16 protein-coding genes are annotated in these 19,129 nt (G+C 58.3%); 3 read left to right on the top strand and 13 right to left on the bottom strand.

Annotated elements, in window-relative coordinates:
* Positions 1–17: 17 nt before the first annotated feature.
* The 10 genes from urtE to R3F64_RS05435 form a co-directional block, all read right to left on the bottom strand.
* The gene (gene urtE / locus R3F64_RS05480; protein ID WP_199284217.1) at positions 18–728 is read right to left on the bottom strand and encodes an urea ABC transporter ATP-binding subunit UrtE; all 711 of its coding nucleotides are present in this window, start codon (positions 726–728) and stop codon (positions 18–20) included.
* Entirely contained in the window at positions 728–1,564 is an 837-nt protein-coding gene (urtD, locus tag R3F64_RS05475; RefSeq protein WP_085919420.1) for an urea ABC transporter ATP-binding protein UrtD, read from the bottom strand. Before urtD ends, urtE begins: the two co-directional genes overlap by 1 nt.
* Positions 1,561–2,685, bottom strand: a complete 1,125-nt coding sequence (gene urtC, locus R3F64_RS05470) for an urea ABC transporter permease subunit UrtC (RefSeq protein WP_199284218.1) — start codon at positions 2,683–2,685, stop codon at positions 1,561–1,563. The genes urtD and urtC overlap by 4 nt, the downstream gene beginning before the upstream one ends.
* Positions 2,686–2,691: 6 nt before the next feature.
* On the bottom strand, positions 2,692–4,281 hold the full coding sequence (gene urtB / locus R3F64_RS05465) for an urea ABC transporter permease subunit UrtB (protein ID WP_264824894.1): 1,590 nt from the start codon (positions 4,279–4,281) through the stop codon (positions 2,692–2,694).
* Between the two features lie 156 nt (positions 4,282–4,437).
* A complete protein-coding gene (urtA, locus tag R3F64_RS05460; RefSeq protein ID WP_085919423.1) occupies positions 4,438–5,778 on the bottom strand; it encodes an urea ABC transporter substrate-binding protein in 1,341 nt (446 codons plus the stop codon).
* 329 nt (positions 5,779–6,107) lie between these two features.
* Complete coding sequence (locus R3F64_RS05455) at positions 6,108–7,634, bottom strand: tripartite tricarboxylate transporter permease (RefSeq protein WP_264824895.1); 1,527 nt, start codon at positions 7,632–7,634, stop codon at positions 6,108–6,110.
* Positions 7,634–8,086: a tripartite tricarboxylate transporter TctB family protein gene (locus R3F64_RS05450; RefSeq protein WP_176243693.1), complete on the bottom strand. Its 453-nt coding sequence runs from the start codon at positions 8,084–8,086 to the stop codon at positions 7,634–7,636. Before R3F64_RS05450 ends, R3F64_RS05455 begins: the two co-directional genes overlap by 1 nt.
* Entirely contained in the window at positions 8,086–9,087 is a 1,002-nt protein-coding gene (locus tag R3F64_RS05445) for a Bug family tripartite tricarboxylate transporter substrate binding protein (RefSeq protein WP_176243689.1), read from the bottom strand. Before R3F64_RS05445 ends, R3F64_RS05450 begins: the two co-directional genes overlap by 1 nt.
* A gap of 200 nt (positions 9,088–9,287) precedes the next feature.
* Positions 9,288–10,019: a response regulator gene (locus R3F64_RS05440; protein WP_085919426.1), complete on the bottom strand. Its 732-nt coding sequence runs from the start codon at positions 10,017–10,019 to the stop codon at positions 9,288–9,290.
* A 58-nt stretch (positions 10,020–10,077) separates the two neighbouring features.
* Entirely contained in the window at positions 10,078–11,775 is a 1,698-nt protein-coding gene (locus tag R3F64_RS05435) for an ATP-binding protein (RefSeq protein WP_085919427.1), read from the bottom strand.
* Positions 11,776–11,897: 122 nt separating this feature from the next.
* Between R3F64_RS05435 and R3F64_RS05430 the strand changes: the two genes are divergently transcribed.
* A complete protein-coding gene (locus tag R3F64_RS05430) occupies positions 11,898–12,650 on the top strand; it encodes a DUF481 domain-containing protein (protein ID WP_085919428.1) in 753 nt (250 codons plus the stop codon).
* A 171-nt stretch (positions 12,651–12,821) separates the two neighbouring features.
* Complete coding sequence (locus tag R3F64_RS05425) at positions 12,822–14,381, top strand: BCCT family transporter (RefSeq protein WP_332610246.1); 1,560 nt, start codon at positions 12,822–12,824, stop codon at positions 14,379–14,381.
* A gap of 3 nt (positions 14,382–14,384) precedes the next feature.
* Here R3F64_RS05425 and R3F64_RS05420 read toward each other — a convergent pair whose 3' ends face one another.
* On the bottom strand, positions 14,385–15,206 hold the full coding sequence (locus R3F64_RS05420) for a flagellin N-terminal helical domain-containing protein (protein ID WP_332610245.1): 822 nt from the start codon (positions 15,204–15,206) through the stop codon (positions 14,385–14,387).
* A 93-nt stretch (positions 15,207–15,299) separates the two neighbouring features.
* Positions 15,300–15,725: a 2-amino-4-hydroxy-6-hydroxymethyldihydropteridine diphosphokinase gene (folK, locus tag R3F64_RS05415; protein WP_085919431.1), complete on the bottom strand. Its 426-nt coding sequence runs from the start codon at positions 15,723–15,725 to the stop codon at positions 15,300–15,302.
* Between the two features lie 157 nt (positions 15,726–15,882).
* On the opposite strand from folK, the gene R3F64_RS05410 reads away from it, so the two are divergent.
* Positions 15,883–16,629, top strand: coding sequence for an SDR family oxidoreductase (locus tag R3F64_RS05410; RefSeq protein WP_199284222.1), 747 nt, complete (start codon positions 15,883–15,885; stop codon positions 16,627–16,629).
* A gap of 57 nt (positions 16,630–16,686) precedes the next feature.
* Here the strand turns inward: R3F64_RS05410 and ybiO are convergent, their stop codons facing one another.
* Positions 16,687–19,077: a mechanosensitive channel protein gene (gene ybiO, locus R3F64_RS05405; RefSeq protein ID WP_085919433.1), complete on the bottom strand. Its 2,391-nt coding sequence runs from the start codon at positions 19,075–19,077 to the stop codon at positions 16,687–16,689.
* Between the last annotated feature and the right edge of the window lie 52 nt (positions 19,078–19,129).

Raw genomic sequence — 19,129 nt, 5'->3', positions numbered from 1 at the left:
AGCCCGCTGTGGATAACCTAAACCGTCAAATGCTGCTGGATCAGTTCATCGGAAAGCTCGCCGATATCGCCATTTGCCACCGGCCGGCCGCGGTCCATGATCACGAAGCGGTCGGCGTATTTACGTGCAAAGGGTAGTTTTTGCTCTACCAGCAGTACCGTCAAGCCGTCCTCGTTGATCAACTGGCGAATCACCTGGCCGATTTGCGAGACGATATTGGGCTGGATGCCCTCGCCGGGCTCATCCAGGATCAACAATTTTGGCTCGATGACCAGAGCGCGACCGATAGCCAGCTGTTGCTGCTGGCCGCCGGAGAGATCGCCGCCGCGACGGTTTTTCATTTCCTTGAGCACCGGGAACAGCTCATACACCCGCTCGGGTATTTTTTTCACCCCGTCTCGGCGTGCCCCCAGTCCCGTTCGCAGATTATCTTCCACGGTGAGTAGCGGAAAAATCTGGCGCCCCTGGGGCACATAGCCGATGCCCAGGCGTGAACGTTCTTCAACGGCTTTTTGGGTCAGCTCAACCTCGCCTGTATCGCCGTTCGAGTAGCGTAGTGCACCGCTTTTCACCGCGACTTCACCCATGACCGCCTTCAGCAGCGTGGTTTTGCCCACGCCGTTACGGCCCATCACGCAGGTGCACTGCCCGACGGGCACCTCAAGGTCCAGATCCCACAGTGTGTGGCTTTCGCCGTAGAACTGATTGAGCTTTTCAATGGCTAGCATCAGGCGGCCTCCTCGTCATCGGCACCCAGGTAAACCTCAACCACACTGGGGTCGCTGGAGACTTGGTCCATGGTACCTTCCGCCAGCACGCTGCCCTGGTGTAAGACCGTCACCTGGCGGGCAATCGAACGCACAAAGCCCATGTCGTGTTCGACCACCACTACCGACTGCTGCCCCGCCAAGCCGGTGAGCAACTCGGCAGTGCGCTCCATTTCCTGCTCGGTCATACCGGCAACCGGTTCATCCACCAACAGCAGGCGCGGGCGCTGCATCAATAGCATGCCGATTTCCAGCCACTGCTTCTGGCCGTGGGAAAGAATACCCGCGGGTTGATAACGCAGCGTCGTCAGGCCGATGGTCTCCAGTACTTCGTCAATGCGGTCCTTGATCTCGCCGGTCAGGCGGGCGGTGAGGGTCGGTATGATCCGCTTATCCGCCGCCATCGCCAGTTCCAGGTTTTCAAATACCGTCAACGCCTCGAACACCGTAGGCTTCTGGAACTTGCGCCCGATGCCCAGGCTGGCAATCTCTGGCTCGTTCATGTGCAGCAGATTATGACGGCTGCCGAACCAAACGCTGCCTTCATCTGGGCGTGTCTTGCCGGTAATGATGTCCATCATGGTGGTTTTACCCGCCCCGTTGGGGCCGATAATGCAGCGCAATTCGCCATCGTCGATGGTCAGGTTCAGGTTGTTGATGGCCTTGAAGCCATCAAAGCTGACGGTGACATCCTCCATGTAGAGAATCGGCCCGTGGCGTACGTCCACCTTCGATAACTGGGGCGTCATGAAGTCGAACACCCGGTCGCGTTCGGTCAACGATTGGAAAAAACTCATGCCTTGGCCTCCTTTTCCGGCGTTACGTCAGTATCGTCTCGACGTCGCGCACGACGCTCCAAGAGCCCGGCGACGCCCTTGGGCAGGAACACCGTGACAAACACGAACAGCCCCCCCAGCGCGAACAGCCAGGCATCGGGCATGACCCCGGTAAACACGGTCTTGGCGTAGTTCACCAGCACCGCGCCGATCACCGCACCGTAAAGCGAAGCGCGGCCACCCAGCGCCACCCACAGGACTATCTCGATGGAGAAAATCGGATCAAATTCGCTGGGGTTGATAATCCCCACCTGGGGCACGTAGAGCGCCCCGGCCACCCCTGCCAGCATGGCCGAGACGACAAACACGAACAGCTGGAAGCGCTCCACCCGATAGCCGAGAAAGCGCGTGCGCGCTTCCGCATCGCGGGTGGCGACGCACACCCGACCGAGTTTGCTACCGACAATCGACCGACATACCAAATAGCCCAACGCCAGTGCCACCCCGGAGGCAATGAACAAACCGAGGCGGGTGGCTTCACTGCGCAAATCAAAACCCAATAGCTCGCGGAAATCGGTCAGGCCGTTGTTGCCGCCAAAGCCCATCTCGTTGCGGAAGAAGGCCAGCATCAGCGCGAAAGTCATCGCCTGGGTGATGATCGACAGATACACCCCGGTGACCCGCGAGCGAAAGGCCAACCAGCCAAATACCAGCGCCAGCAGCCCCGGTGCTATCAGCACCATGGCAAAGGCAAACCAGGCCATATCAAACCCGTACCAGTACCACGGCAGGCTGTCCCAGTTCAGGAAGACCATGAAGTCGGGCAGGATAGGGTCGCCGTAGGTGCCGCGATCACCGATCTGGCGCATCAGGTACATGCCCATGGCATAGCCGCCAATGGCGAAAAAGGCGCCATGCCCCAGGCTCAAAATCCCCAGATAGCCCCACACCAGGTCCACCGCGACCGCCAACAGCGCATAGGTGAGATACTTGCCCAATAGTCCTACGGTATAGCCCGATACGTACAGCGGATGCCCGGCGGGTACCGCCAGGTGCAGCACCGTCACCACGGTGACCGCAAGTACCAGTATGAGCAGAAAAATCTGCGTCGAGCGTTCGTTGAAGGGTCGTGTTAGCCACATAATCGATTAGCCCTCCGCCGCCCGGCCCTTCTGCGGAAAGAGTCCGCGGGGGCGCTTTTGAATAAACAGGATGATGAATACCAGCACGATAATCTTGGCCAGTACCGCCCCTGCCCAGGGTTCCAGCACCTGGTTGATAATGCCCAGCGACATGCCGGCCACCAGCGTGCCCCATAGATTGCCGACACCACCGAACACCACCACCATGAAGGAGTCGATGATGTAGTTCTGGCCGAGGTTGGGGCCAACATTGGTGAGCTGGGAGAGTGCCACGCCGGCAAGCCCCGCCACGCCGGAACCAAGCGCAAAGGTCATGATATCCACGCGTGTGGCGCGAATGCCCATTGAGCGGGCCATGTTGCGGTTCTGGGTGACCGCACGGACCTCAAGCCCCAGCCGTGTGTGGCGCATGATCAGTATCAGGCCCGCAAACACCACCAGCGCAAACCCCAGCACATACATGCGGTTAAGGGTTAGCGACAGCGCATCGTTCACCACCAGCGAACCGCTCATCCACTCCGGGGTAATCACCGTGCGGTTTTGCGGCGAGATCACCGTGCGTACCAACTGCTGAAGAATCAGGCTGACACCGAACGTGGCCAGCAATGTCTCCAGCGGTCGGCCTTTCAGAAACTGAATCACGCCACGCTCAATCGCCACTCCTGCCAGAGCGGACACCATGAACCCGGCAGGGATCGCCAGTATCAGGGCCAGCCCCGGCTGGCCGGGCAGCAGTTGCTGCATGGCCCAGGTGGTATAGGCCCCCAGCATGATCAGCTCGCCGTGGGCCATGTTGATCACGCCCATCACGCCGAAGGTGATCGCCAGGCCAATGGCCGCGAGCACCAGCACTGAGCCCATGGAAAGGCCGAAGTAGAGCGTCTCGGCGGCGCGGTTGATTTTAAGGTTTTGCTCGATATCGGCCAGGGCGGCGGTGGCGGCGTCGACCATCTGCGGGTCATCCGATTGGGTAGCACGACCCAACGCCACCCGGACGTTACTGTTCAAGCTACCCGATAGCACCTCGACGGCCTCGATATCGCCCTGGTTGAGGCGATAGACCGCCAGCGCTTGATTCAACCGATCGCGTACCGCTGCCGACGGTTCGTTTTCCAGCCGGTTGGTGAGCGGCTCGACCTGTTCTTCCTCTACCTCGCCAATCAGCCGTTTCGCCGCGTCCAAACGGGCGTCTTGATCGCCGTTATACAGCTCGACCAGCGAAATCGCCGAACGCAGCTGGGTGCGTAGCGCGTTGTTGATGGTTAACCGATCCAGGTCGCGGCGGCTGACCTCGCCCAGGGCCTCCCCGGTCAGGGCATCTTCAACGGTGACGTCAAGCCCCGCGGTTTGTAGCGCGATCACAAAGCGGCCGTCGTCTTTCAGTCGCTGTAAGTCGCTATCCAGCAGCGCCTGCAACCAGACGTCGGCGCGCTCTTGCTCGCTTTCGATAATGGCGTTGATGGCCATGGCTTTGTCGTCGAATGAGCGCGTATCCAGCGCTTCAAGGAGCGCTTGACCATCGTCCTCCTGTGCCTGAACCGCCATGGGAAACCAGGCCAGCAGGCTGATGAGCAAACAGGTGACGATCCTTGACATGGTACGTGCTGTCCACGAATAGCAAGGGATCCTCATGAGTGAGTCCTTCGAGTGGCGTGCCCCAGGCGGTGCCATAAGCAAGGCATCGCCTGGGTAGATGAATAAGGGGAAAACGGATCCAACAACGGGGCGGCTTACACCGCCCCTGACATAGGCTTACTCGGTCTGCGCTTCTTCAGCATCGCTACCCATGCAGCGGTTTTCCGCCACGTTGTAGTTGCCGCATTCCATTGGCTTGCGCCAGTCGCTGATCAGATCACGCGAACCGGGTAAGTAGTCCGACCAGGCATCGCCTGCCACGGTAGACGGCGTTTCCCAAACCACGGCGAACTGGCCGTTGTCCTGAATTTCCCCGATCATGACCGGCTTGGTGATGTGGTGGTTGGGCATCATCGCGGCCGAACCACCCGACAGGTTGGGCACGGTCACGCCGATGATGGCATCTTTAACCGCGTCCACATCGGTGGTACCGGCTTTCTGAACAGCCTCTACCCACATGTTGAAGCCGATGTAGTGGGCTTCCATCGGGTCGTTGGTCACGGCGTCGTCTTCGCCGGTATGCTCAAGCCAGGCGTCGATGAAGTCGTAGTTGGCGTCGGCATCCACGCTCATGAAGTAGTTCCAGGCTGCCAGGTGGCCCACCAGCGGCCCAGTATCGATCCCGGTGAGTTCCTGCTCGCCCACCGAGAAGGCGACGACGGGAATATCGGCCGCGTCGATACCCTGGTTGCCCAGCTCACGGTAGAACGGCACATTGGCATCACCGTTAACGGTGGATACCACGGCGGTTTTCTTGCCTTCGCTGCCGAAGCGGCCAATTTCCGACACGATATTCTGCCAATCGGAGTGACCAAAGGGCGTGTAGTTGACCATGATATCTTCGTCGGCCACGCCAAATTCTTCTTTCAGGTAGGCTTCCAGGATACGGTTAGTGGTGCGCGGATAGACGTAGTCGGTACCCGCCAGGACCCAGCGCTCCACGCCGACCTGATCATGCAGGTAGTTAACGGCCGGAATCGCCTGCTGGTTGGGTGCCGCGCCGGTGTAGAAGACGTTTTCGGACGACTCTTCACCTTCATATTGCACCGGATAGAAGAGTAGCCCGTTCAACTCTTCCACCACGGGCAGTACCGATTTACGCGATACGGAGGTCCAGTTACCAAAAATGACGTCCACTTCTTCCTGCTCAAGCAGCTCCCGGGCGCGCTCGGCAAACAGCGGCCAGTCGGAAGCAGGGTCGACCACCACGGGTTCAATTTCACGGCCGAGCAGGCCGCCGGCTTCATTCTGCTGCTCAACCAGCATCTCGACGGTGTCTTTAAGGACGGTTTCGCTGATGGCCATGGTGCCGGACAGCGAGTGCAGGATCCCGACTTTGATCGGGTCGTCGTCTTGTGCGACGGCCTGGGTACTGGCCCCCATCACAGCAGCGGTCAGCAGGGCAGTCGAGAACACTCTAGACGTCTTCGGGTGTGTCTTGCGTAGGAAAGTGGTCACTTGAATCTCCTTGCACCCCTTATGCTGGGGGCTCGTTTATTGGCGTCGTATGCCAAGCAACAAAGCTTGGTATACGTCCACTAGCAACAAACAATTTGCAAGGGCTGCGCCAGATTGGCACATAAGCAACTTATGGACGCACAATCAGCAACTTAAGATAAGTCTAAAAAACCAGATTACGACTAAAAGCACCAAGATAGCGCAACAGCTGTCGGCGAGCGCACGCTGATCATGCACCAGTAACGCTCAATGCACTGTGACCGTGCAAAAACGGGGCGCCGACTCTCGTCGACGCCCCGTTTTTCAGGGTTGATGAATCCGTTCCAGGATTAATCGCTGCCAGACGTTCCCTCTTCGATGGGATTGCGCATCCGGCGGCGCAGGATAGGCCCAATAATATAGGGCAGGATCAAGCCCAGACCGGCAAATACCCAAAGGCCAATGGCCAGGCCGCTGTTCCATAGTATGGTCCAGTCACCGTCGGATATATCCATGGCATGGCGCAGGTTCTTTTCCATCTCCGGCCCCAGTAACAGGCCGAGAATGATCGGCACCAGGGGAATCTCAAGCTTACGCAGCAGATAACCGGCAACGCCAAAGATCACCATGAAGTAGAGATCGAAGACGGTATTGCTGATCGAGTAGATGCCGACAAAGGCAATCATGGTAACGATCGGCAGCAGGTACATGGGCGGTACCGACAGCAGCTTGACGAAGATCCCCACCATCGGAATGTTCAGGATCAGCAGCAGGAAGTTACCCACCAGGAGAGCGGCAATCACGCCCCAGACAATGTCGGCATTCTGGGTAAACATCAGCGGGCCCGGCGTGATGTTCAGCGAAATCAGCAGCGCCAGCAGCACCGCCGTCGTGCCGCTACCCGGCACACCCAATGTCAGCATGGGCACCAGCGCGCCGCTTGAAGCACCGTTGTTACCGGCCTCGGGACCTGCGACACCGCGTGGATCACCCTTGCCGAAGTAGCCTTTCTTGCCCACGACCTTTTTTTCCAGGGTATAACCAATAAAGCTACCCAGCGACGCACCGGCACCTGGCAGCACGCCAGCGATGAAGCCCAGCACCCCACCACGAAAGCTGGAGGGCAGGATCTCTCGGATATCCTTCCACTTGAGCGAGAGCTTGTTGACCGCCATTTTTTCCTTGCCACCACCGGCCTTCTCTTCGATGAAGAACAACAGCTCGGAAATGGCGAACAGCCCCACAATCGCAATGATGAAATCCACGCCCTCGTAGAGTTCCAGCGTTCCAAACGTAAAGCGCTGCACCCCGGTGGAATCGATACCCACCGTGGCAATCATCAAACCGATGGCGGCTGCTACAACGGTCTTCATTGGATTCTTGCCAGTGATACCGCCCAAGGTTGCGAACGCCAGCAGGAAGAGCGCGAAATACTCGGCAGGCCCGAAGGTCAAGGCGAACTTTGCCAACAGAGGTGCCAATATAATCAGCCCTATGGTGGCCACCAGGCTACCGATAAAGGACGCAACGGCAGAGATCGCCAACGCCTCGGACGCCTTGCCCTGTTGTGCCATCGGGTAGCCATCAAGACAGGTCATCATCGCCGGTTCGTCACCGGGAATATTGAGCAGTATCGAGGAAATGCGCCCGCCATACATCGCCCCGGCATACACCGACGTCAGCATGATGAGGGCGGTTTCCGGTGCCAGACCGAGGGTAAAGGCCAGCGGGATCAGGATCGCCACCCCGTTGGCCGGGCCAAGGCCTGGCAAGGCACCGATCAAAGTGCCCAAAAAGGCACCGATCAGCGCAAACATCAGGTTATGGGGCTGCAGCGCGACGCCAAACCCGTCCATCAAGAAGCCAAGCGTTTCCATTAGCCCACCTCCAAGAACGACAATATGCCTAGCGGTAGCGCCAGATCGAGGGCAAAACTGAATACCAGGTACACCACCACACCGGAAACCGCTCCAGTGATATAAGCCTTGACCGGGCGTGACCCCATGCGCCAGCAGAGAGTCCCCACAGCCAGTGCGGTGCTGATGATGAAGCCTAGCGGTTGCAGCAGCATGGCATACAGAACCAGCACCACGACCGCAACGATCAGTTCGATACCGGTACGGCTCCATGGCCAGGCATTATCCGGATCCGGCCGTACGACCATGTACAGGCTGGACAGCCCCAATACGACGGCTAATAACAGAGGAAATGTCTCGGGGCCGACCGCCTCGGACCCGCCAAACGGTTCGGGAAACTGAGTGGCGCCCCAGCCGTACGCGACGGCCAGGACGATCATCAGTATTCCAAAGATACGATCATTGAAAACCATCACTGAATCAGCCCGATATCCGTGGACAGCTGTTCGATATCTTTGATCTGGTCTTTAACGAAGGTCTCGAACTCACCGGCGCTCATGTGGAAAGGCATCAGGCCATTTTGCTGCATGACGTTCTTCCATTCATCGCTCGCATAGATGGTATCCATGGCATCGACCCAGTACTGCTTGGCTTCGTCAGAGATATCCGCTGGCATATAGAAGCCGCGCCAGTTGGGGCCCAGCGCATCAATGCCCTGTTCGCGTGCGGTGGGAATATCAGACAGGTCACCGGGTAGGCGCTCTTCAGACAGTACCGCTAACACCTTGAGATCACCCGATTCCATGAAGCCTTGAGCCTCGGTGATATCGCCGGTGAACGCTTCAACGTGGCCGCCGATCACCTGGGTCAGTGCTTCGCCGCCATTGTTGTAAGACAGGTAAGCGATGCGTGGCAGGTTCTCGACCTCGGCCGCCTGAGCCGCGATCAATACCTTGAGGTGATCCCAGCCGCCCTTGGCGCTCCCGCCAGCAAACTTCACGCTGCGTGGATCCTCTTTAAGGGCATCCATCAGCTCATTGAGATCATCGTATTCGGAATCGGCGGAGACGGCGATGATGCCGTAGTCAGCGCCCAGCGCCCCAATCCAGTTGACCATGTCCGCGGTCATGTCAGGGAACTGACCCTGGGCAAGGCGAGTCGTAGTGGCCGTAGACGCCGCGACGAGAAGCTCCTCATCGCCAGCGCGCTTGCTGATGGTATGACCGTAAGCCACACCGCCACCGGCACCGGCCATATTGATGGTCTGAACGTTACCCGACACCAGGTCGAGCTCCTGGAGCACGTTGCCGACACTACGGCAGGTAAAGTCCCAACCGCCGCCCGGGTCAGAGGGGGCGATACACTCGACTTTACCTTCCGGTTCGAAGGCAGCGGCAGTGCTGGAAAAAGTCGTCATTGCGGCCAGCGGCAGAGCCAGCAGCGTTACGTACTTCAAGGAAGACTTGAGAGTCATAGCGTTCTCCACGTTTCAAACTGTTGTTGTAGTGAGCGTGTTGTCGTGATGCATAGCACTTCACGCTGTGAACGTTAGAAGAAAGCAGACCCGGGCGACAAGCTTGTGAACATTAAGCACAAAAAAAGCATTCTGCGCATTGTGTTCATTTTGCTCACGGTGCTGTCAGGACGTTTAAACCGCTTCGTTTTTGTTCCTGATTAAAGGCCCTCAAGCCAACCATTGGCACCGGCCCGCAAACGGTAACGGCGTTCGGGTCTACCTACATCACCATAGCCCAATTCGGCGTCTACCACTTGCACTGAGACCAAAAACTCTAAGTAGCGGCGTGCCGTGGAACGGCTTGCTCCCATCCCCCGTGCCACCTGGGTGGCAGCCAACGGCTGATGCGCTTGCCTGAGCGCCTCAATCACCGAACGTAACGTCAGGCGGTCGATACCTTTTGGCAGGCTTCGCCCACTGGGGACGTTGGGTTCAACAGGCGTTGCGCGGGCCAGCACCTGGTCAAGCTCGGCTTGATTCATCTCCGCGCGGCTGGCCAATGCCTCGCGCTCTCGGCGAAAGCGCGCCAGCATCTGCTGCATACGACCGGCTTCAATGGGTTTGATAAGGTAATCAAAAACACCGCCGCGCAGCGCCTCGCTAATGGTATCCACCTCACGGGCGGCGGTGACCATGACAATATCCACCTGTACGTAATCACGACGCAGCGCCCATAGCAGCTCCAGCCCTTCCACATCGGGCAGATAAGCATCCAGCAAGATCAACTGCACGTGCTGGCCTTGCTCGGCCATCAGGGCATTGGTTTCAGCGGCGTTGCGGGCCATGCCGACAACATGAAAACCCTCGCTTTGCTCGATAAAAGCGCGGTGGATATCGGCAATGCGAAAGTCATCTTCTACCACCAAAATACCGTACTCGTGCGCCGACATAAGGCTTCCTTTAACCGAATTACAGGCCATTAGTTGTCATTGTAAGAATCTGCGCCGGTTAGCTTATCACGGACGATGACGCGTCACCGTCGGCACATAGTGAGCGGTCCAGCACCGCGATAAAGCAGGCACCGCCGAGTTCGCTGTCTTCCAGGGTGACCGTGCCACCATGCTGGCGACACAGTCGCGCCACCAGCGCCAGGCCTAGTCCCTGATGCTGACCGGTTTTGGTCGAGAAGCCTTCGCTAAAAATCGACTCGACATGCTCAGGGACAACACCAGGCCCGTTATCCTCCACTTCAATGAGCAATTGCTCGCCCAGGTCGGTGAAAAACAAGCGTACCCGTGGCGGGTCATTCGGCCCATGCAGGGCTGCGTAGCAGGCGTTATCCAGCAGGTTACCCACCACACTCATCATCACTTCCTGCCCGGTCGGCGTTAGCGGGCGGCTAAGTGAGCTTTGTTCATCAATATCCAGCGTTACGCCCAGTTCCCTGGCACGGGTCAGTTTGCCCATCAGGGTACCGCTCAAAACGGTATCGACGACGTTACGCATCAAGAAGCTCATCTGCGCCTGAGCGCGCTTGGTTTCCTGGTGGATCAACGTCAGCGCCTCATCAATGCGCTCGAGCTGCAGCAAGCCGGAAATGGTGTAGAGCTTATTGGAAAACTCGTGCGCCTGGGCGCGCAGCATGTCGACATCGCGGCTAGCCTGGGTCAGCGCCTGGGATAGATCGACAATCTCCCGACGGCTGCGAAATGTCGCCACCGCTCCCTCGATCTCGCCCTCGTGGACAATCGGCACGCGGTTAACCACCACCGGATGATCCCCCAGCCACATTTGCTGGTCGAACTCCTGCTGACCGTACTTAAGCACTTCCTGGAGCCGCGAATTGGGAACCACCTCGCGGATCGGCTGGCCGAGGAGAATATGCTCGTCGGCCAACCCCAGGAACCACCGAGCCTGTTGGTTCACCAGCGTAATCTGGCCTTCGCGGTTCACCGCCAGGATACCCTCGTGTATCGATTGCAGGATGGCCTCTTTCTCCATCGCCAGACGGGCAATTTCGTAGGGCTCCAACCCCAGAATGACACGCTTTAGATGCTGGGAGAGCCAATAGGCACCGGCAAACCCCAGCACGATCATCAGCGCCACCAATGACCAGCCCAGGCTGTTATAGCGAGCGATATCCATTGCGACGCGATCAAGCATGAAGCCGACCGAGACAATGCCGATGATATTCCCCGCTTCATCGCGCACCGGCGTTTTACCGCGCATGGCGGACCCCAATGTACCGGTCGCTTCCGATACATAGGACTCGCCTCCTTCAAGCGCCCGCGCGTTATCGCCGCCTACCATGGTCAAGCCGATACGCTCGGGCACCGGATGCGAATAGCGCACGCTTTGGTTATTACCGACCACCACGTACCGCGCGCCGGTTTCACGACGCACGCGTTCGGCCAGCGGCTGTATCACGCTTGCGGGATTGTCATCGTCAAAGGCATCGATAAGTGCGGGCATTGAGGCCACCGTCTTGGCTACCGCCAAGGCCCGCTCCCCCATTTGCGTGCTGATGATCTCGGCTTTACGGTGATTCAGATAGGTGCCTTGTGCCAACAGCATGCCCGCCAGCAAAAGACCGACAAGCAGCATGACCTGAAGGCGAAAGCTGCGTTTGTACCAGCGCCGCCTGGAGCGCGTTCGACGCCAGCGTTGCAACTCAGCTAATGTTTTGTTCGGGCGGGAGGATGGCATGACGGCACTCACAAGCGGTAACGGCCTCATTATGGCATGCGCATGCAGAGGGCGTTAAACTTCGCTGCTTTGGTCAACTGGACAGGTAACAGGCCTTGCACTGCCAGATCAGGGAGAGCGGTATGCTAGCGAAGGATTGGGGAAAGGGAGTGGCCATTTTACTGGGTGTTCTCTGGAGCGCGTCAGCCATTGCAAGCCCCTTTTACGCCCCTGACCCTCCGTCCGACGATACCCCCGTTTTCAGCGGCGACTCTGAATTGGGCTACAACCGCCTCACGGGCAATACCAACAGTGAAACGCTCATCGGCAAAACCCGCTTGCAATGGTTGACGGGCGATTTGACCCACTCGCTGCGCGGCGAAGTGCGCCACGTCAGCAAGGAAGACGACACTGCCGCCGAACAGTACCTGCTGGCGGCCCGCGAACGCTACGACTTCAACGGGCCCCATTACCTGTTTGGCTTTGCCCGTTGGGAAAAAGATCGCTTTGCCGGTTACGATCAGCAGCTCAGCGCGATTGGCGGCTACGGGCGGCAGATCCTCGACAACGAGCGTCATACGCTGTCGCTGGAAGCCGGCCCGGGCTACCGCCACGACCGGCTCCGCGAGCACGGTAATGAGCGCCTGGGCGTTGCCTATTCGGCCATCGATTATCGCTGGGAATTTGCCGACTACGCCGATATCCGTCAGGAAGCGTCGCTGGAATACACGCGCCAGAATGTCACCTCGCGCTCGCTCACCGCCCTGACGACACGGCTGAACTCAAAGCTTTCGCTCCGCCTCTCCTACGAGATCAAACACAATTCAGAGCCCCCTGACGATGCCGACAAACGCAGCGACACCACCACCAGCGCGTCGCTGCTTTTCCACTGGTAGCGCACCATAATGCAGCAAGCAGTGTTAGACGTTGGTCTATAAAGACGTTACAATGTGCTCAGTTTCCTGTCCTAGCGCCATTCCATGAATGGCGCTTTTTTTTTCCCACTTTTCAACGCGGCAAGCTGTTAAGTTTGACGACCATCTTGCCCAATTCCCAAACGGACTCTCATGACGACACAATCAACTCAAGACGCGATGCCACGAAGTGGTCTACGCGCCCTCGGTGATCCTCTGGTGCTGCTGCTTAGCATCGGCTTTATCGTGGCCTTTATTGGTCTATCACTTTACGATGTCGACCTCGTTGCCAACAGCATCAGTACCGGTTTCGCCTGGACGGCACGGGTGTTCGGCACCTACTTTCAACTGCTGCTGATCGCCACCTTCTTGATTGCCATTGGCCTGGCCTTTACCCCCGCCGCCAACGCCAAAATCGGCAACCTCGATGCGCCGGAAATGAGTACCTTCAAGTGGCTATCAATCATTCTGTGCACCTTGCTGGCCGGTGGTGGGGTGTTTTTCGCAGCAGGCGAACCGGTTTATCACTTTGTAGTCACCCCTCCCGCGTTCGACAGCGAAGCCGGCACGCCAGAAGCCGTGGCAAACGCACTCGCCCAATCGTTCAACCATTGGGGCTTTTTGGCCTGGGCGGTACTCGGGTCGCTTTCGGCGGTGGTACTGGCGCATGCCCACTATGTGAAAGGCCAGCCGCTTCAGCCCCGCACCCTGCTGTACCCGGTATTTGGTGAGCGTCTGCTACGTGGGCCGCTGGGCGGCATTATCGATGCGTGCTGTGTGATTGCCCTGGTGGCAGGCACCGTGGGGCCGATCGGTTTCCTGGCGACCCAGGTCAGTTTTGGTTTACACGAGCTATTTGGTCTGCCGGAAGGCTATACCGGCCAGTTGATCATTCTTGCGGCGCTGGGCAGCATTTACGTGCTGTCCTCAATGAGCGGTGTCCATAAAGGCATTCAGCTACTCAGTCGGTTCAACGTGCTGCTGGCGCTCACGATTGGTGCGGTCATCTTTATCTTCGGCCCGACCCTGTTCCTGACCAACAGCTATGTGGCAGGGATGGGCACCTATGTGAGCGAGTTCTTCACCATGGCAACCACGACGGCCGACACCGCGCCCGACTGGTGGATGCAGTGGTGGACGGTGTTCTTCTTTGCCTGGTTCATCGGCTATGCGCCGCTGATGGCCATTTTCGTGGCGCGCATTTCCCGTGGCCGCACCATTCGCCAGATGATTGTCGCCGTCGCCGTTATCGCGCCGATTGCCACCAGCGTGTGGTTTACCCTGCTTGGCGGCTCGGGCATCTACTATCAACTCAGCGGTGCCATCGAGCTGACCGAAGCGCTGAACAACTTCCAGTTTGACGTGGCCACCCTGACCGTCGCGCAAGCACTGCCCGGTGGCACCTGGATGGCGTTGGCGATCTTGCTGTTAACGACCATTTTCGTGGCGACCACCGGTGACTCGATGAGCTACGCCATCGCCGTCGTGGGCGCTGGTCACGACGACCCCAACCCTTACATCCGCGCCTTCTGGGGGATCGCCATGGCCCTGATGGCGGCGATATTGCTGAACATGGGCGCCGGTCAGATCAGTGCGCTACAGCAGTTTATCGTGATCACCGCCATTCCCGTGTCGCTGATCCTGTTGCCCACTTTATGGCACGGCCCCAAGGCTGCGTATGCCATGGCGCGTGAGCAGGGCATTATTAAGTAGCCACTAGAGCCCTTCCAGCAGTCGCAAAATCATCTGCGGCTGCTGGTTGGCCTGGGCCAAAATAGCGATGCCTACCTGCTGAAGGATCTGAGCGCGCACCAGATTTGAAACTTCCTTGGCGTAATCAGCATCCTGAATGCGCGACCGGGCGGCGGACGTGTTGATAATATTGGTATTAAGCCCATCAATCACGCTTTCAAAGCGATTCTGCACGGCCCCCATATAGCTGCGCTGGCGGTCTACGCGCTTGATAGCGTCATCCAGGGTTGCTAGCGGGTCTTCGGTGGCACTACCGTCATCAAGAATACTAAAGCCTTCCAGGCCCAGGGCCTGCAACCCCATCCCTTCAAAACGTACTGCGATGCTATCACCATCGTTAGCACCCACCTGGATGTTTAACGACTTTGGCTCGTCAATCAGCCCTATGCCGTTGAAATTACTCTGCCCGGCAATGCGATCAATCTCTTCTAAACGCTGATCGATTTCGTCTTGGATAGAAACCAGGTCGTCGGAAGAGTTGGTGCCGTTCGCTGCTTGCACGCTCAGCTCACGGATGCGTTGCAGGTTGTCGTTAACCTGATTTAGCGAGCCTTCCGCTGTCTGCACCATTGATATGCCATCGTTGGTGTTGCGAATCGCCTGGGTCATGCCCTTGATTTGTGCTGTCATGCGGTTGGCAATCGCCTGGCCAGCAGGATCATCCTTGGCACTATTAATGCGCAGGCCGGACGAAAGCCGCTGCATGGCGGTTTGCATCGACTGCTGGCTACTCCGCAGGTGCTGAAGAGTAAGCAAGGAACTGATATTGGTTTTGAGGCTTACCACCGATTTCTCCCAAGCGGCACAGCGCTTAAAGGAAACAGCCAAGAATACTACTTATCGGCCGTTTAGTACCCGGCGTTAGCCCCAAGGAAGGATTTATTTGCGCTCCACTGCCGACAGCAACTCATCAACGGGGACCCGCACATAATCGTGCTCAAGATAGCCCTCATCCACCAGCTCGCCATCCCAGGCAACAATGTCCAGATCCATGGTCCTCGGCCCCGACTTGATCGGGCCACGAACCCGGCCGAGGCGATCTTCCACACCTTTCAGGTAGGCACGAAAGTCACTCATCGATAAGCGCGTGCGCACCAGTAAGGCCGCGTTGAGAAAGTTGGGCTGCTGCTGGTAGCCGACCGGCGTGGTAACGATTTCACGGGAGCGGCCGACCATTTCACACTCTTGGCAAAGGATATCCAGTGCCTCGGCCGCGTGCCGCTCGGGCTCTATATTGGAGCCCAGCGAAATGACGCATTCGTGAAGCGAGGTATCGGGTTGGGCATATAAACGTGATTGAGACATGTTATCCATCCTTGAGCGAAGCGCCGATAAAACCCAAGCCTAACGTTCTGCACCGTTTGTGCAAGTACTGTACAATTTATTGACAAACGCTGCCCTCACGCAGACAGTCATGTCATCCTACACCGATCAAGCACCCTATCACGACGAGGATTGTTCAATGAGTACACCGGCCGCATTGGTTACCGGCGGGGCAACGCGCCTGGGACGTCATTTTGCCGAATCACTGGCTGACGCGGGCTATGACATCGCGCTGCACGTAAACCGCTCCCGCGATGAGGCAGAGGAAGTCGCCGAAGGCATCCGCGCAAAAGGTCGGGATTGCGAGCTATTCAGCTGCGATTTCTTGCACGACGATGTGGGCCGACTGATCGAGCAGGTAACACAGCGATTCCCAAAGCTGAGCGTCCTGCTCAACAGCGCATCCGCCTACACGCCCGCGCCCCTTGCCGAGACCGACCTTGAGATGCTGGAAACCCAGTTCCGGGTGAATCTGTTTACCCCACTATTGTTAACCCGGCACTTTGCCAGCGCTGTCGACACGGGCCAGGTGATCAATATCATCGACAACAAGGTGGCCTACCACCAGTACCCCTACGCCGCCTATTTGCTGTCCAAAAAGAGTCTGGCGGAGATGACACGCATGGCGGCGCTGGAGTTTGCCCCCCGCATCCGGGTGAACGGCATCGCGCCGGGCGTCGTGCTACCCGCCTCCCAGCGTACCAGCGACTACATCGACTGGCGCATCGACGGGATCCCCGTCAAGCAACAAGGCGAACCCGACCATCTCGTGCAGGCGTTGCATTACCTGCTCAACAACGACTTTGTCGCCGGGCAGATTCTGTTTGTCGACGGCGGCGAATCCATCAATGTGGAAGGGCGTCACTCGGAAAACTATCCGGGGTAACCCGCAAAGCAAAGGGGCTGCCCGATGGCAGCCCCTTTGCGTATTACGATGCGGCGTTTAGCGCCCGTCAGGCGTATCAACGTCGTCGTGGTCGGGCTTGATGTGATCCGAGTCCGACGCTTGCTGCACATCCTGATGAGAGGCCGGTTGTTGTTCTCCAGCGTCCTGACGGGGAGCCTGCTTGCCGTCTGTTTCCTCGGCGGTGGAGTCGATAACCCGGACGTTCGCGGGCGGTGCGCTACCGTCCTTGTTTTCGCCGAAGTACAGCGTGGTATGCGGGAAGGGTATTTCGATACCGGCTTCATCAAAGCGCAGCTTGACGAAACGGTTATACGCACGCCCAACCGCCCACTGGTCGCCCGGCGTGGTCTTGATCACCACACGGATATTGACCGAGCTATCCGCCAGCGCGATGACCCCGGCAACGGTCATGTCTTCGAGCAGCTTGTGGCCATGCTCTTCGCTGGCCTTGAGGTCCTCGAACGCGACTTTTAGTTGCTCGATCGCATCGTCAATACTTTCGCGATAGGCAATGCCGTACTCGCCGACGTGGTTACCGAACTCGCGCATGTAGTTGGAGACCGTATCGACGCTGGAGAACGGCACGATATGGAAGGTGCCGCTAAGATCACGGATACCCACCGAGCGGATACTGAGTTTTTCCGCCGTGCCGGTAATGCCGCCAACGGTGACCACATCGCCGGTATTCATGGCGTTTTCCACCTGGATGAAGACGCCGGTGATGACATCCTGAACCAGTTTTTGCGCACCGAAACCAATTGCCAGGCCAAGCACACCGGCACCCGCAATCAGCGGGCCGATATTGATGCCGATCTCCGACAGCACGATCATGCCGGTTATGGTCACCATGGCAATGGCCAGTGCGTTGCGGAACAGGCTGAGCAGCGTTTTTGCCCGTGCGGTGGGCTCGCCTACTCCGGTATCCGGATTGAGCTTGTGTTCGATCAGACTGGCAAGCCCCAGCCACGCGCCGATCGCAACGATAAGTATAATGGCCACGCTGATTAACTTGCTAACCAGGCCAGCTCCGGCTTCAGAGGCATACCAGGCGGCCAGATCGAACGCGCCCCAGGCATCCAGCACCACCATGATGACCGTTACCACAATCACCGTGCGCAGAATACGCAGCGCATTGGGCACGTAGCGATTAAGACGCTTTTCCAACAGCGGCAGCTTGCGGCGCATGTCAGGCGAGAGCTGAATGCGGCGGCCAATGGTTTGCGTCAGGAACGACGACACCAAGAGGCCCGCGACGACCGCTGCCAGCGTTTTCAGTGTCGCAAACAGCACAAACGGCAAGGCATCGCCTGGACGAACCAGCGTCAGCACCAACACCATCAGGAAGTAGAGCAGCGCGAACAGGTGCCAGGTGCGGGCGAACAGCTGAAGAGACACACGGCTGGCGGCTAGTGTCGAGCGTGCACCGACGGTATTCAGGTTGTCGCGCAGGCGCACGCGGTTTTTCAGCACCACCGCCACGGCATAAATGAACGCCAGCAGCATGATCAAGGTACCGACCGCCTGACCAATGGCTGCCGACACATAGAAATTGACCAGCGGGACCACGACCATCAGGCCGTATCCCACCATGCCTATCAGGCGGGCTAACCAACGGTTCCAGTAGGAGGCTTCCTGCGCTGAAATCGGCAACAGTCGCAACCCTTCGTAGCGCGAGGAAAACAGCATCCGCACTGCGGCTTTCAAGAGCTCAATGATTAAAAAGGCGTTGAGAAACAGGGATGCCCGAGTGGAGAGGTCGCCAACTTCACCGACCGCAAAGGTGGCAACAAGATTACCGCCGACATAGGCAAGCGCCACCAGCAGCACATCAATCACGGCGGCAATCGCCACGCAAACAATCAAACGCAGCACGGGCGTCAGCCCGGCGCCCTGCTGGGACCAGCCACTGATTTTAGTGAACAACGGCTTCGCCACGCGTCGAAACACCATAAACATGGCGAAGGTGGCGGCAATCACGATACCAAGATTGATCGCCGCGGACATGAATACCGCCATGTCGAAGACGCTCTCGCCACCACCGACAAAGAGGCCACGCACCAGCAGCACTAGTTGTTCGAACTGGCCGCCGACTTCGCCGACAACATTGCTGGTCAGTTGAGCCAGTTGGCGCGGCAGCGACACATCCTCGGGGGCGATATCACTGCCCTGGGCAGCGCCCCCGGGTAGCTCCGATGACTCGGCCACCTCGGACGCCTGGCTGCGTAGCAAGTCGATGAGTTCCTGGCGAGCCTGCTCGTCTTCGAGTAAGTTCGCCAGGGATTCATAGGACTGTGGTTCAGTGGTCTCTGCCCCGTCGCTGCCACCTTCACTTGGTGTACTGCTTTGCGCAAACACGGGCGCAGCAAACAGCGTCATCAGCGCTAGCAGCCAGACGCTGAGACAGGGTAATAAACGTAGTGGCGTCACACCGTAACCTCCCTTTGATGGTGAGTCGTTGCATCAACCTGATGGCTGAGCT

Origin of the sequence: Halomonas sp. 5021, assembly GCF_036663435.1 — a bacterium.
Lineage (GTDB): Bacteria > Pseudomonadota > Gammaproteobacteria > Pseudomonadales > Halomonadaceae > Vreelandella > Vreelandella janggokensis.
Note: the sequence above shows the minus strand (reverse complement) of the source record. Positions and strands in the feature narration are given on the sequence as shown.